The organism is Chlorogloeopsis sp. ULAP01, assembly GCF_030381805.1.
GTDB lineage: Bacteria > Cyanobacteriota > Cyanobacteriia > Cyanobacteriales > Nostocaceae > Chlorogloeopsis.
The window spans coordinates 219,169-233,409 of sequence record NZ_JAUDRH010000001.1 but is presented as its reverse complement, the minus strand read 5'-3'; the positions used below and the strand labels follow the sequence as shown (position 1 = coordinate 233,409).

The following is a 14,241-nucleotide window of genomic DNA, read 5'->3' as shown; positions in this document are numbered from 1 at the left end:
CCTGCACCCTGATTCTTGACGTGAAGTTGCTTGTCTTGCAAACTTGGTTTGCGTAGCTACAGGTTTTAGCCCACGGGAAGCACTCTGAGGGTGTCTGTTGCCTATTGGCAATTATTTATTCACGATCAACTTGAGGACTAGCAAAAATGTCAAAACAGCTGGGCAAGAAAATCATACCCACACCCATACCAAAAGAAATCGGGGTAGTTGATTTGATTGATAATTACTTCACTGCCTACAACTCGGCAAGATTACGGGAAGTATGCCAGCTACTGAGTCAAGACGTACTCAAAGAAGGCGTGACGGTGGGAGTTAGCCTTTCTGGTGCAATGACACCAGCAGGATTTGGAGTTTCGGCGATCGCACCATTGATTCGTAATGGTTTTATTGACTGGATGATTAGTACTGGTGCCAATCTTTATCATGATATGCATTATGGGTTGGGTTTTGAAGTATTTGCTGGCAATCCATTTTTAAACGATGTCAAGCTGCGTCAAGAAAGTACCATCCGTATTTATGACATTATTTTTGGCTACGATGTATTATTAGAAACTGATGCATTTATTCGGAAGATTTTGCAAGCGGAACCTTTTCAGAAGCGGATGGGAACTGCTGAATTTCACTATCTACTGGGTAAGTATGTTCGGGAGGTAGAAAAACAGCTAGGAATTGAGCATTCTTGCTTGTTGGCAACTGCTTACGAATATGGAGTGCCAATTTACACATCTTCGCCTGGCGATAGCTCCATTGGCATGAATGTTGCTGCCTTGGCGCTAGAAGGTTCCCAGTTAATGTTAGATCCAGCCATTGACGTGAATGAAACCGCAGCGATCGCCTACCATGCCCGCGAAGCAGCAGGCAGGAGTGCAGCAGTCATTATTGGTGGTGGCAGCCCCAAAAACTTTCTGCTCCAAACTCAACCGCAAATTCATGAAGTATTGGGGTTAGAAGAGCGAGGACACGATTATTTTGTCCAATTTACTGATGCTCGTCCAGATACTGGCGGTTTATCGGGGGCTACACCTTCAGAAGCAGTCAGCTGGGGGAAAATTGATCCAGATGAATTACCCAGCACGATTGTTTGTTACACTGACAGCACGATCGCATTGCCCCTAGTAACTGCATACGTCATCAATCAATGTCAACCCCGTACTTTAAAGCGGCTGTATGACAAGCGCCAAGAAATGTTAGACAGATTGCAGGCAGATTATTTAGCAGCGAAAACCCAAGCAACAGAGAAAGTTCCTGCTGCGGTGGCAGATAGTGCAGAAGAAGTTGCTACTTATCCCTGTGGTAGATTGATTCACAATACTCTTTAGGAATTGTTAGTGGTCTAGGTAGAATAACTAAATTGCACCTTGTAAGATCCTCAACTTTCTTCGAGAAGTCGGGGATCTGTGAAGGACAGTCTATAATTTCAAATTGGCACAACTCTTTCATTCAGCAGATCCTGAAATTTAGAATCACCTGCCATTAGTCAGAGGCAAAAAATTTTTCAATTTTATTAGGATTGATTCAGAAGAAATAGAACTTACGCATAATTCACGGAAGAATCAAACCGCTCCAAGCATGGAGTCTACCAAGGAATAAGAGTTAGAGAGGTATGTTGCTTAAGTCCTGACAATAACAAACATCCCAATTCAACATGATCAGATTTGTAGACAAATTCAAAATTGTGCTCGTCGTTATATCTTGCACCTATTTTTCGACCGCTAGAAATAAATTTCTTGGCTAAAAAAAGCGAAAGTAAGCTTTAGCTTACTAGGCATATCTTTTAGTCCGTTTCAACGGATTTTGGCTATAAGACTTGTACTAAAGTACAAGGGTGTTCTTTGAATAGAAAGTTTAAATGACCTCACCCACTGGCATATTTAGTGGTGAATAAATTTTTTAGATCAATAAGAAACTTTTTTAGGAGCGTGGACACTGTGCTATATAAAGACAGAACAGCAGCAGGTCAATTTTTGGCTAAGGAGTTAGCTGCCTATGCTAACTGTTCAGATGTACTAGTGTTAGCGCTGCCCAGGGGAGGTGTACCTGTAGCCTTTGAAGTTGCCAAAGCGCTTAATGCTCCCTTAGACGTTTTTGTGGTACGCAAATTAGGTGTACCCGATCAGCCAGAGCTAGCAATGGGAGCAATAGCTAGTGGTGGCGTGCGAGTTATGAATCAGGATATAGTGCGATCGCTTCGTTTAACAGAGACAGAAATTAGTCAAGAAGAGGTAAGACAAAGACAGGAACTTGAGCGACGAGAACGCCTTTATCGGGGAAACCGTCCCTTTCCAGTGATTTGTGGACGTACCGTCATAGTAATAGATGATGGTTTAGCGACAGGTGCTACCATGCGGGCGGCGATTATGGCATTAGGAACACAACAACCAGCGCGACTCGTGATTGCTGTGCCTGTTGCTGCGCCTCAAACCTGCCAAGAGCTTGAATCACAAGTAGATGAAGTCATCTGCACCGTCACACCCACCCCTTTCTACAGCGTTGGTTTATGGTACGAGAATTTTCCTCAAACCTCCGATCAAGAAGTCCGAAGTTTGTTAGTAAAAGCAGCAAAGCGAGATCGGGAATCAGCTATGTATGCTTAGGAGAGTAGCAATTCGAGAATAGGTTAGAGAAACTCTGCAAACTAACAAACATCATTCTCTATAACTGTAAGGTGTACACTGTCTACGACATAAAAAAGTGCTAACCAGCAAAACTAACAAGTATAATCGCACTTTGGTATATAGTGTCCCAAAGAGCTTATCAAAGAGCAAGATTTATTGATATAGTTTATAACTACGGTTACTTTATCGATAAATAGGGCTTAATCATAATGTTTGCCTCTTCCCCTACAAAAAATCATGCGAATAAAAGCATTAGCCGACATTTTCAACCACGCTCGTTTATTCCGCTTCAGCCAAATATTCTTTGGAAGCTAGAAAAAGGAATAGTGCGAAATGTGACATGGCATGAAGACGGAACGCTTGTAACTTTGGGAGTATGGGGGCCAGGAGATATTATTGGTAGAGATTTTTCAAAAATTGAGCCATATGAAATTGAATGTTTAACCAAAGTAGAAGTAAGTATTGTTCCCGCCAATCAATGTTATTTGCTAACAGAAGTACTGCTAGCCCACATTCAACAGGCGGAAGAATTGATGGTTATTCGCAGCTATAAAACTGTAGAAACCATGCTGATAAAACTACTAGGTTGGCTAGCTAAAAAATTTGGTCGTGAAGTCGAAAATGGTCATTTAATTGATTTACGGCTCACACATCAAGACATCGCAGAAATGCTGAACTCAACTCGCGTTACTATCACTCGTATTCTCTCAAATCTAGAGGAGCGAGGATTTATAGACCGTTTACCTTTGCACCAAATTGTCCTGAAAGAAGAACAGATTTGGCATTATGAGATTTAGTTAATAATTAATAGTTAATTGCTAATAATATTGAACGATTAATTATTAACCACTAATCTGCTAACAATACCAGCTATCTCCGTCGGTATTGGGTTTTCCTTTGATTATGATATTGAGAGATTCTAAATAAACAAGAGCAAGAGAGATTTGTGATAATGCTCCCTTAATATCAACATCAAAATATCCCTCTCCGCCTGTATGTTTTCCCAACTTTGCTCCAGTAATATTCACAATTAAATTATATCTGGAAATCAGCTGACAAATAACAGGTTGATGCTGATAAATTGATGGAATATAAAGGCGCAGACGAACTTGAGTTTTATTGTTTATTTCTGATGTAGATGGTACCAAAGACATTTTGGTTTTGTCTAATCTTACTAATAATATTGTTACTTTAGAAATAAATTTGTAAATAAAAAACTTGAGAAAAATTAAGCGCTGCTTTTACTCATCTCTATTCATCTATTAAAACTTATAAAAATTTTTGTAGGTAATTCCAGCTAGAAAAAAGTTGCTCCGATCTACCCCACAGTTCTATGTCAAACCATCCGTCATCTGGGACATCTGGCTTTAATAGCGCACCTGTAATATTAACTGTGACTCCATAGCTAGAAACTAATTCAGAAATCACAGGTTTTTGGTAGTGGTTTTTCGAGATGCACAGTTGCAAACGTATTCGATTGGTTTGAGTGTTAGAAATTTGGGGGTAGATTTGAGTTTCCCATCCGCTTATCAATGCTTTCGGTTCACCCGTAGCGAAACTGCTGCCTGAAATGGGAAAGGGGTGTGAGTCTTGATCTGGCTGGATGTTACCTGCGATCGCTACTTGCATCAAATCTACACCTAATCCTTGCAGGTAAGAAAGACTATTTACCACTTGTTCTGGCTTACCCTGAAGTTCTAAGTCAAACCAACCACAGTTGTTATCATCTGCGATGAGAGATGCTGCTTTGATATTGACAGTTAGGTTATAGCGAGATATCAATCGAGAAATTACTGGTTGTCTGTGATAGTGCTGAGGCACTCGAATGCGGGTATGGATTGGAGCTATTTTCGCAGATTTAAAGTTAGTCATAGCACCGATTATTTTTCGGATGAAATAGACTACTAGCTTGTACAGTAGCTAGTAATTGCTACTAACTACTGACAATCACAACGCAAAAAACGTGTATTTCTACTGAATTTTGTTAAATAACTAGCTTTACCAGCTGCCGACGTTGGTTTCATCCCAAGTTTCTAATTTCAAGTCTTTAAAGTAAGTTAGTCCATTTTGAATTTGTTCTTTGGTTCCCTGTAGATCTAGGTCAAACCAACCATCACCAACTGCATTAGCGCCGAGAATAGCAGCTGCGATGTTAACAGTCAAACCAAAGTCGGAAACTAAACGAGAAATCACTGGTTCTTGATGATAGTCTCTCGGAATTCTGATGCGAACTCGCTTATGAGCGAGCTGATTTATAGCCATGTCTGAACCAACTCCTTCATTACTAGTTTGCTGTTTCACTACTTCAACACCGATGTCACTATTTCTAGAGACTGCCGAAACCGCACCAAAGTTATAAGCAAGCCTTAGAGAAAACCCTAACGGATATTCAGTAAGCTAACACCACCCTTACCCTATTGGTGATTTGCCAAATACTTTGTTTCGATTCTGTTACAACACGCTGCCACGGATTCATTCAATTTGTCTCAGCATCTACAAAATGTCGGTCGATATTTTGTTGTTTGTTATTATTCTGTTATTTTACATGGTAATCATTTAAAATGCAATATATTAACTCCCCTTACTCGGTCGACAATATGTTTTTTCATGAAAATTACTTATAAAATTCAAGTGAGTGAGCCAATTCGCAGAGAAAAAAGTTCAAAAGTTTTTGTTTTTCTAATTGAATAGTATTCATTTGTACAGAGTTAAAGTTATGGATAGCAGATATTTTATACAAAGGTTTGAGACAAATTTAATGAAAGTCATACTAAGAACTTGTGCAAGCTATTGTTCTAGTTCTAATGAATTCTGTCTTGCCAAAAAGAGCAAGCTAACTTGATGCGATTACTTCGCTGGCATCGTAGTAATCTCATTACCAAACTAGACTAGTAAGTTAGTGTAATTTATACAGTTATTAAGTCTATGTATGTGGTGATGGATAGGAGTAGGTGTTTACTTTTTGATAGTCACAACACCAACATACCAGTGACAAACTCTTGTCATAAATCTATAGTAAAAATTTATTAGTTACTACTACATGACGAATCTATATCCCGAATTGAAGCTCTCACTCATGGGAGCTTTTTTGTTGGAAGTGACTAACCGCCACTAACTGGTGGGATTAAGACTACTTCGTCACCGTCCTTTAGGATTGTATCTCCTTCAACAAATGTTAAGTTAACCCCAAAACGGGTGACATCGCTCCATTGCTTGAGTTCGGGGTGTTCAGTAATTAGGCGATCGCGTACAGCAGCAACTGGTGATTCCGGTGGCAATTCCAATACTAGTTCCGGCACTTGATAAGCCTCTTGATAGGCAGCGAATAATTTGACGGTAACTGTAATTGCAGATTGAGACATAGAACGAAGTGAGAATGGCTTTAGGTTTGAAAATTGATAGAGACAAGGCAACTAGCTATCATGTAGTGTCAATTTATAATAAATTCCATAAAATAATCTCATCCAATTCCTCTGCTTAAACCTAATGTGACGTTTTCCTTAGTCAAATCGCACTACTTAGGGGTTAAACCACCTTAGCCTGATAGAAATTTTGACGCATCAGTGTCAGGAATTTTCTCTTTGCGCTAGCTGGTTTGCTTGATTTTATATTGAGAGAGTTGGCGAAAGAGTTGACCAAGGGAACAACTAGAGTGAAGATAAGAAAGTTAGACATCTTGCCAAAGTACTGGGCAACTCTGAGATTACCTCGTCTGTTTCGTCTCTATTTTTGAGTTCAAAATAACAGATGAGGATTTGAGGAAGAAGGTATATGAAAGCCTGCATGGGCAGGCTTTATTTGTCTGGCAGGTGCGCAGGCATAAACTATGTCCTGATACCACCTAGAAGCCAACAGCGACTTTTGCAAGCAGTCTATTTTTTATGAAGCAAGTTCAGTGAGGGATGGCTGTGGAGACACTTGTGGAAAAGCAGAAGCTAGGTGTAAATGTAGTTATGAAAAAAGGCGATCGCGTCCGCGTTAAAGAATCCGTAGTAGTTTACCATCATCCTGAGCATCGTGGTAATGCTTTTGACCTCAAAGGTACAGAGGGGGAAGTGGTGGATATTGTGACTCAATGGCATGATAGACCTGTTAGTGCAAACTTGCCAGTTTTGGTTCAGTTTAGTAAAAAATTTAAAGCTCACTTCCGTGAAAATGAGTTAGAAATCATCTAAATCCCTCATTGGCGGCGAAGAAAAAACTGCATAATATTCAATTCGCCGCGCATCCTTTTTAGTTCTTGACGATGCCGTTCTGCTGTTGTGTGGTACCATTCACAAAATTGTTGATGCTCTGAGCGCACTTGAACTTCCTGATAAAATTGGTGAGTGGTTTGGTAGGCGGCAAAACTTTCTTCAACTTGGGGTTGAGGCGAAGGGATAATAAGCGGTAAGTCTTTTGACATAACCAAGTCGCAAGTTAGGAATAAAAAAGTTAGGAGTCACAGTCTAACTCCTCATCTATTATTACAACTATTGTTTATAACCAGCCCCGTAAGCGATACACAAAAATACCAACGTACTCTTTGAGAGCAGCTGTAAAATTTTGTAGGTTATTGCTATCTGGGAACAAATTTAGGAGTGCGGCTTTGGGAGTGCTGGCAAGCCCGGCAAATTCTTTGTAGGTAATAGTATAGTCTGTGGGTGCAGGAATAGCGTCAATCCCCTGACGCTTAAAGATAAGAATTGAGCGCGGCATATGCATGGCTGAAGTTACCAATAAAATGCGGCGAATACCACGAGATTCAAGTATTTTTCTCACATTGACTGCATTTTGATAAGTGTTCAGAGATTCTGATTCTTCAATGATTGCTGCTGGGGGTATGCCAATTGATGTGAGGATTGCAGCCATATCCTGTGATTCTGAGGCGTTGATACTGTCCTGCCAATCGATGCGACCACCACTGAGAATAATAATAGGTGCTTTCTGTTGCCGATAAAGTTGAGCGGCATAAATTACGCGATCGCCACGATCGTTTAAGTCTACACCAGGTCGTGGCGGTAGAGCCGATTTTGTTGCTCCACCTAATACAACAATTGCTTCTGCATTTGGTATTTCCGCGAGTGGAAGGTATTGCCACTCTAGCGATCGTACCAGTAAGCTTGCTATCCAGACATTACTGCTAAGTAATAAAACAGTTAGCGCCAGCCCAATTGCAACCGCAGCTATGCGGGGACGTTTCCACAACATGAATAGTGCTACCAGCAAACACAAACAAGCTAGCCCTAATGGATAAAAAAATAGCGGCAGCAACTTAGAGAGATACAAAAACATGGGAGTTAAGTAGAAGGCAGAAGGCAGGAGGCAGAAGGCAGAAGGTAAAAAGCTTATTATATCTAGTTTTTGGCGATAAGCATTTTACGTTTAATTATGTCCACTTACTTATATCGAGTTCGATTGAATACTCTTAGTTGAGGTTGACGCGGAGAGGAGGAGGAATATAGTAGGGAGCTATTAATATCAATTCTCTTGAAAAATGCACTAAATATTAAAAAACTAACCACAAAGGACACAAAGGACACAAAGGAAGAAGTTGGTACTCATTAAGTGCAAGTTCATAGAGAAATGGTGTAACAGCTTTGAAATTCTTGTGGTGTCCGGATTGTATCATCAGTTAATGTTCTATGCTACCTGGCAACTGCTATATTAATGACAATCGACAGTCCGACTTGATGGGAATTACTTAAGTATAAATAATTGACAATAAAAAATCACGCACTTTGAAGTGTTAGTTACCCTTCGTAAATCCCTCAGGACTAGATCGCTCAACTCAAGCGGGCACGGGTACTGTAGGATCATTCACTTCACGGGAGTCAAACCGGAATACCTACAGTACCCGTAAGACCGCACAGTCAAGAGCGGGCTAGTGATGCGCGGTGAGACTGAACGCAAGGACGGCGATCGCACCGTCCGAATTGCAAGGTTATTTACCAACTCAAAGCACGTGATTATCTATACTGACGGGCGTGCTGCATTCGCAGTGCCAGAATATGCTCGCAAGGGCCTTTGTACAGCTTATTTTGCTGATGCCAATTGCAAGTACATTCTGCGTTGATTATACGCTCGTCTCTATCAATCGTCAAAGCAGGATTGTAGGTTTTTGCTTTGTCTTGAATGCTACCTTGCACGGTTAAAGCACCATCTTTCTCGCTGACTGCTGTCACCTGTACCGCATTTTGACTCAAAAATCTGGTTGCGCTTTCTTCTCGTTCGTTGGCAAAGCGTAATCTCTCCATTGGTAACGGTTCGCGGCTGAGTTCTCGCACCCGATACACTTCTTTGTTTAAGTCATAAATCACACGCCCTGCTTGAGTGTAAGCACTTAAAGCTCCCAGCACTGCCGTGCGGCTCAAATTCAAGCGCTGTGACAAACTATCCGCAGTTTCTAACCAATTCTCCCGCAGCCCATCAAAAATAATTTTCTGCGTCCATTCATCGACATCGGCACGGGGTGCCATTAAGTCAAAGTTACCAGCACCAGCCCAATCGTTGGCAGTCCATCCCGATAAGCCAAGGGTGAAAGACATATCACCTAAATCGGCGACATAGAAGGAAGGCATACCCGTACCTAGCAGGTAAACGGTAAATTTTTTGGCAACGGCAATAAGACGTTCGAGAATGTGGAGGCGGCGACGCCCCCAAACGCGAATGCTTTGTTCTTGGCAACCAGTGTAGGGCGATCGCGGACAAACTACTTCAATATCCCAGGGTTCAAACACCACCCGCACAGGTTCACCTGGTTTGAGATGATAGCGCATACTGCGCGGCCCTTTTTTCTCTTTGTGGCGACGCAGTACAAAACAGATATTGTGAATATCCATTGGGTGTAAATCAAATCGGGTTGCGGGTAAACACATCGCCGAACTTACTTGTAAAAATCCTCTTACCCAGCTATCTGGTAAATCTATTTTTACTTCTTTATAAGCTTCTTCGTTAGTAGTTTTAACTTCAAAACCAGAAGGATCTACTTGCAATTGAGTCGTCTTATAACTGCGGATCTTTTGAAACTCATCATAAAGCGCTGCTGAATAATCAACATTTGTAGTACCGCAGGCAAATTCACTAATATTTTTGAATACTTCGTAACTTGCTCCTAAACGTCCGTAAGTTGATTCATCTACACTAAAGCACTCAAAAAATACTTCATCAGGATGAACTGTAATGACTGGATCAAATACAAAGTAAAAGTCTAGTTGTTTTTGCCAAACAAAACGGCGAAATTCTTCTCTGGCTTGATAATAAGGGCGCAAGCGTTCATAACTGCGCTGATTTAATTGATTTAATTCTGCTTGCAGTGCCTTAATTTTAATAGTGACATCCTGTCGCATTGCCATGACTAAATCCCAGTTAATTTCTTCTTGCTTGGCACGCCATTCTTTGTAAGCTGTTTTATCTTTGGGTTTAAATCGTAAATCGGAAACGACAACATCATGTAAAGCGCTGATGGCTTCGCGAAATGCCACGTTTTGCCGCAGTTCACCAATAAAGTATGTAGGCGGGCGCTTTGTGTCTGGGGAGAATGACATCTGCGTGTTTCCGCTTTGTTCTACTACTGATGTGTTCCCTTTGTATGTGTAGTTAAATTCCATAATTCTTGTTATTAATTATTGATTATTTTTGACAAGTATTTTTGCTTAAAATTAGCTAAATTGATAAATTATTGGTCGATATCTAGGCTGAGGAATAACTTTACCCTCAGTACTGGCAGCTTCCAGCCAAGCAGCTTTAGCAATCATTACCTCACGCAGTGCTTCCTCTGGTGTTTCACCCCAAGCAGAACAGAATTTTAAGTCAGGTATATCAGCAATGTAGCCTTCATCTTCTTCACTGTAGAAAATATTAATGTGATAATCTTTCATTCTTCATCTCCTAAATTTAAAATGTACTATTGATACGTAGCAAACTAATATCAACTCTATATAAAATTGCACTTAATTAGACCAATTTACTCCTTTGTGTTCTACCCTTACGGGAAGCCGCTCCGCGTCTAATGTGTCCTTTGTGGTTATTTTTTTAATATTAATTGCATCCTCAAAGGAGATTGGTATAAACTCAAAGGCTTCAATCAGCGTGACCATAGTTCATCAAACTGAATATTTTTAGAGCTAGACAGAGTTTTTTCATTTACAGTGATATGAAAACTAATTTCTAACATCCACAACTGGTTTCACCTGAATCGGTAAATTCAATTGCGGATAATTTTTGTGAATCTTCAACATAATTTGTATCGCCGTTGCTTTATCTCCAATAGCCATTGTTGCCGACTGTCGAATCATAATTTCTGCCACAACTTTTGCAGCTGCTTCGCTTTTTTGTGCCTCCATTTCTAAAAAAGCAAAAATCCTCTTTTTGGCAACGCTACCACGATTGACGCGAGATAATACACTGATGAAAAATGGTGTCAACTCCCGCAAGCGTTCTGGATTATCTACAGCATAATTTTCTAAATAATTAGTGGTAAATAACTGCATATCTGCTGATGGATGTTCGCTAAATTTCAACAGATATTCTTCTCCATCTGCTGCTTGGAAGTTACGAGTTAATAAATCACGCCCAAGTCTTCGTGCTTCTTCTCGAACGCTATCACAAATACTGACTAAAACTTCTGGGGTGAATTCGCGATCGCTGAACTCTGTTGTCAATATCTTAAAGGCAAATTCTCGTGAATCTTCCCACTTTGCCTCTAACATCCGCACTGCCACTAACATCTCTTGTGGATCTGTACGCAAGCGATTTAAAATTTGTCCAAACATCTGCCGTGCAGCTTCTCGCACTGATAAAATTTCGTGACTGGCAAGTTTAACGATTTCGTAAGTAGTAAATTCTGACAGCCAATTTTGGTAATTTGCACCCAGCAACAAACCACCTAATTCTTGTACAGCCGAGGATTGTACCTGGAGTAAGTTTAAAGTAGTTTCTTTGTTGATGCTTGGCATCCATCCCTGCAAGTCTTCTCGTAGCAAACGCACCAAATAGCTGTGAACTCCTTCGTGTTTTTCTGGTGTGAGCAGAATTTCAATCAAATCAGATGCTATCTGAACGGTAAAAGCTGGGTAAGATGCTCCTAATCGACAAATAATTGGTTTGATGGCATTGCGGATATCTTCAACTGCATTCACCGCCATTGCCAAAATCAAATCACTCTCTTCTCCTATTAGTTTCTCATCAGGCAATTGACCAAACAGTCTGATACCTAGAACTCGCAAGGATTCGTGAGATGATGCCAGAAGGGATTCGATTATCTGTGGTGGCAAGTTTTCGGCAGTTGTTGCGTGATTGAGGAGAATACGAGCGCCTAATTCTTGAATTTCCAAGATGGGATGTGCTAAAAGGTCATTGACTACGCTCAAGCTTAAATTTCGTAACTGAAGTGGAAAGCATACCACTAGTGTTTCGGAAATTTCTTTTGCTAACTCTGGGGAGACTTCTGGTGTAAATGCGATCAATTCGGCAATGATGCGCCCAATGAGTATTTTAGATGTGCTGTCGCTTAAAATTGACGCTCCCAACAGTCTGCGTGCAAAGCTGCGAGTATCGCTTTGTTGGCTGACAACTAAAGCAGTGATGAAGTTGCTGTCTTCTAAAAAGAACTCGCGTTGTTGCTCTATCCATTGACAAGCTTGAGTACGAGCACGTTCAGATAGACAATTAATTAAAGCAAGAATTAATTCTTTGTTTGGTGAGGCGGGATTGTAGTTAAGTAGCGCTAGTTCAAAACCAAATTGCGCTGTAACTTCGTAAGGTTTGTTAACCAGTTTAATAATCGCATCTATATTAATAGAAGCACAAAAGCGGTGACACGCTCGTAAGGCTTTGACAGCAAAACAAGGAACGGGTTGACAATCGCTTTCTAATAGCAGTTGCAGCAGTGCTTCTGGATGTTGTTCCCAAAGTTCGGGAAACGCCTCTTCTCGTGTTGGTGGTTCTGGATCGCCTGGTTTATAACCTTCTCGACACCGCCATGCTTTGGAATTGTACTTTAACTCATAACGGGGACTGTTTTCGTAGAGGATATGGTTAAAAGTTAAATAACCAGCATATGCATCCCAATTTCGTTTAAACTCAACACGAGTCCAGTTGGAACGTTCCCAGCGATAGAAAGTTGACTTCCAAACTTTTTCTGCATCCGCATCAGAATACTGAAGCAGAATTCCCACGGCCATTTTTACATACTCAGCATCTCCCTCTTCACCTAATTGTTTCAAGGTACGCCACACTCGTCGGAGCAAATATTCACGAGTGTTGCTACTGTATGCAATTTGTGATTTAGAACGCTTCAATTCTTCCTGAATTTGACTATCGGTGGTTCCGTATTCATAGCGTCCTGTGTTAGGGTCGTAGCACCAGCAACTATTGCTTAGGTGTCTACCATCTGTAAGCCTCACAGTGTAGCTTTCACTGCTAAACATTGCCCTCTCTGTCTCCAAGCGATAGGCAAGAATACCAAATACTTCGCTATCATGGCGATATTCAGCCATCTTGAAAATGTGACGCAGGCGCTGGAAGTAGTTGGGTTTGAAAGGTGCTTTGCATAAAATATCAATTAGTGCTGGGCGCACATACTGATTATCAATTTGATAAATTTTGTCTAAAACCGCAAAACCTTTGTAGTTGCTGCGTTCAAGATAGGTGCGAAGTTCTACTTTAAACCCTTCTGTGGAACCATTTCGCGCCAGTCTTTGCAATTCTGGCGGCAAAAACTCTATGATCTCTGCTTGCAAAGCAGCTTTTGTTTCTGCATCTGAAAGCTTGAGGAGTGCTTCAAAGGCAATACGACTTATAAATTCTGGACTGGAAGCATTTTGATATAGTTTGATGAGTGCGGGAATGGCACCTGTACCCCCACACCAACCTAATGCCCAGGCAATGCAGTAATCTCTTAAAGGTTCACCAGTGCCGATCAGTTTTAATAGCAAAGGTGTGGCTTCAGTAATTTTAAGTTCTCCCGCCCGCCAAATCGCTCGTTCTAATTTCCATGTGCTGGGTTGATTGTTAGCAAGGCGCTTGAGAATTGCTTGTTTTCTTGGATTCTCATCTAAAACAGTTTTCTCCTCAACAGGTTTATCGACTGGCGTTACACTACCCTTTGTGTTGGCAACATCACGATATCCCTTTTTTGTTTTCTCCTCTACCAGCTTGTTAAATACTCGCTGCGCTTCTTGTAAAGGTACTGCCTGAGTAGTTTTTGTTCCTTCTTTTAATTTACTCCCACGACGCCCATAGCGAAAATTTACTACATAACGCCCTTCACTTACCTGGCACAAATCTACTTCATAAACTTTGTCAGAACTTCCTTCCTGAAAATGCAGCGTAGTTCTTTTCTCTAGTTTCATGGCACCCATCCCACCACGCAGTCATGACTCTCTATTGTGGCTTGATTTACCGCGAGTTGCCAGATGTGGTTAGGCGAACAGCTTAATTTTGTTTGGGTACTTAATCAAAAATTTCAAAAAAATTTAATTCAAAAATGGTTATTTAAGTAAATAGATGTATTCTTATCATTTTATATATGTATTTAGCTATATAGTTTTTTTGCTTGTAAAACTAAGCATCTGAATTTTTAAACATTCAAATTTTTAAATGTTTAAATAATTGAATACTACTAATACTACTAGTTGCTTTAGTG

At 40.6% G+C, this 14,241-nt stretch carries 13 protein-coding genes; 4 read left to right on the top strand and 9 right to left on the bottom strand.

What is annotated here, in order from left to right; translation table 11 throughout:
• The first annotated feature begins 146 nt into the window (after positions 1–146).
• The 3 genes from QUB80_RS01160 to QUB80_RS01150 all read left to right on the top strand — a co-directional run bounded on the left by QUB80_RS01160 (position 147) and on the right by QUB80_RS01150 (position 3,412).
• Positions 147–1,319 carry a homospermidine biosynthesis protein gene (locus tag QUB80_RS01160; RefSeq protein ID WP_289787663.1) on the top strand — a complete coding sequence of 391 codons (1,173 nt, stop codon included), beginning with the start codon at positions 147–149 and terminating at the stop codon, positions 1,317–1,319.
• Positions 1,320–1,928: 609 nt separating this feature from the next.
• Positions 1,929–2,594 carry a phosphoribosyltransferase gene (locus QUB80_RS01155; RefSeq protein ID WP_289787662.1) on the top strand — a complete coding sequence of 222 codons (666 nt, stop codon included), beginning with the start codon at positions 1,929–1,931 and terminating at the stop codon, positions 2,592–2,594.
• 230 nt (positions 2,595–2,824) lie between these two features.
• Positions 2,825–3,412: a Crp/Fnr family transcriptional regulator gene (locus tag QUB80_RS01150; protein WP_289787661.1), complete on the top strand. Its 588-nt coding sequence runs from the start codon at positions 2,825–2,827 to the stop codon at positions 3,410–3,412.
• A 60-nt stretch (positions 3,413–3,472) separates the two neighbouring features.
• Here the strand turns inward: QUB80_RS01150 and QUB80_RS01145 are convergent, their stop codons facing one another.
• From QUB80_RS01145 to QUB80_RS01130, 4 genes are all read right to left on the bottom strand, one after another.
• On the bottom strand, positions 3,473–3,769 hold the full coding sequence (locus QUB80_RS01145) for an NIL domain-containing protein (RefSeq protein WP_289787660.1): 297 nt from the start codon (positions 3,767–3,769) through the stop codon (positions 3,473–3,475).
• 115 nt (positions 3,770–3,884) lie between these two features.
• Positions 3,885–4,487 carry an NIL domain-containing protein gene (locus QUB80_RS01140; RefSeq protein ID WP_289787659.1) on the bottom strand — a complete coding sequence of 201 codons (603 nt, stop codon included), beginning with the start codon at positions 4,485–4,487 and terminating at the stop codon, positions 3,885–3,887.
• A gap of 126 nt (positions 4,488–4,613) precedes the next feature.
• A complete protein-coding gene (locus QUB80_RS01135) occupies positions 4,614–4,877 on the bottom strand; it encodes an NIL domain-containing protein (RefSeq protein ID WP_289788115.1) in 264 nt (87 codons plus the stop codon).
• Positions 4,878–5,716: 839 nt separating this feature from the next.
• On the bottom strand, positions 5,717–5,977 hold the full coding sequence (locus QUB80_RS01130; RefSeq protein ID WP_289787658.1) for a MoaD/ThiS family protein: 261 nt from the start codon (positions 5,975–5,977) through the stop codon (positions 5,717–5,719).
• Between the two features lie 540 nt (positions 5,978–6,517).
• On the opposite strand from QUB80_RS01130, the gene QUB80_RS01125 reads away from it, so the two are divergent.
• On the top strand, positions 6,518–6,790 hold the full coding sequence (locus QUB80_RS01125) for a ferredoxin-thioredoxin reductase variable chain (protein WP_289787657.1): 273 nt from the start codon (positions 6,518–6,520) through the stop codon (positions 6,788–6,790).
• Positions 6,791–6,795: 5 nt separating this feature from the next.
• Here QUB80_RS01125 and QUB80_RS01120 read toward each other — a convergent pair whose 3' ends face one another.
• The 5 genes from QUB80_RS01120 to QUB80_RS01100 all read right to left on the bottom strand — a co-directional run bounded on the left by QUB80_RS01120 (position 6,796) and on the right by QUB80_RS01100 (position 13,957).
• Positions 6,796–7,020 (bottom strand): hypothetical protein, encoded by a 225-nt coding sequence (locus tag QUB80_RS01120; protein ID WP_289787656.1) that lies wholly within the window; start codon positions 7,018–7,020, stop codon positions 6,796–6,798.
• 74 nt (positions 7,021–7,094) lie between these two features.
• Positions 7,095–7,889: a YdcF family protein gene (locus QUB80_RS01115; RefSeq protein WP_289787655.1), complete on the bottom strand. Its 795-nt coding sequence runs from the start codon at positions 7,887–7,889 to the stop codon at positions 7,095–7,097.
• Positions 7,890–8,563: 674 nt separating this feature from the next.
• Complete coding sequence (locus QUB80_RS01110; protein ID WP_289787654.1) at positions 8,564–10,141, bottom strand: SWIM zinc finger family protein; 1,578 nt, start codon at positions 10,139–10,141, stop codon at positions 8,564–8,566.
• A 114-nt stretch (positions 10,142–10,255) separates the two neighbouring features.
• Positions 10,256–10,474: a type II toxin-antitoxin system HicB family antitoxin gene (locus tag QUB80_RS01105; protein ID WP_276753215.1), complete on the bottom strand. Its 219-nt coding sequence runs from the start codon at positions 10,472–10,474 to the stop codon at positions 10,256–10,258.
• A 282-nt stretch (positions 10,475–10,756) separates the two neighbouring features.
• Positions 10,757–13,957, bottom strand: coding sequence for a WGR domain-containing protein (locus tag QUB80_RS01100; protein WP_502875266.1), 3,201 nt, complete (start codon positions 13,955–13,957; stop codon positions 10,757–10,759).
• Positions 13,958–14,241: the final 284 nt, after the last annotated feature.